This window comes from Pseudomonas sp. EL_65y_Pfl1_R83 (genome assembly GCF_963970695.1).
GTDB classification, from domain to species: domain Bacteria; phylum Pseudomonadota; class Gammaproteobacteria; order Pseudomonadales; family Pseudomonadaceae; genus Aquipseudomonas; species Aquipseudomonas tritici.
The window spans coordinates 1-561 of sequence record NZ_CAXAQI010000184.1 but is presented as its reverse complement, the minus strand read 5'-3'; the positions used below and the strand labels follow the sequence as shown (position 1 = coordinate 561).

Annotated in this window: 1 protein-coding gene; it reads right to left on the bottom strand. The window is 66.1% G+C overall.

Translation table 11 applies throughout. From position 1 onward, the window contains the following. Positions 1 to 53 precede the first annotated feature (53 nt). The coding region (locus tag AACY08_RS28315; RefSeq protein WP_445262053.1) for a hypothetical protein at positions 54 to 561 on the bottom strand (508 nt) is incomplete at its 5' end.

Below are 561 nucleotides of genomic sequence, written 5' to 3'. Positions count from 1 at the left end.
CAGACCCTGGCGGCAACGGTCGTTGAGCGCGGCGATCCGTAACATTCGGTCGGTCATGCTGCCTCCATCAGGCCGGCGTTGAAGCTCTCGAGCCATTCCTCCATCGTCGGACGCTCGCTCACTGGCACGAGGCCGGCGGCGTCCTGGAAGCGGACAAGCTCGGTCGGCGCGTCGCGGCGGATCGCGTCGACCTCGGCCTCGGAAAGAAGGCGCTCCGCGCGAATGAAATCGGTGATCCTGCCGGGCTTGGTTTTGGTCGACCGGCGCCAGAGACCTTCGACGGTGCGAAGGCGCGGTTCGGCCCGCGCTTCGATGAGGACGATCAGGCGCAGGCACCATTGCGGCAACGCACGCACCTCATCGGGCCGGATCGCGCCGCAGAAAAAGCAGCTCGATTTGGGCGGGACCGGCAGACCGGCCGCTTCGATGCGAGCGATGCAACGGTCGCGCGTCCAGTTCCACTCGCGCAGCGGATAACGACAATTGAAAAGCGGGTCGTCGATAGCTGAGGCGTGGGCATAGCGGCGCGTGTCGGCAGGGGATGCGTCATAGCCGATCAGG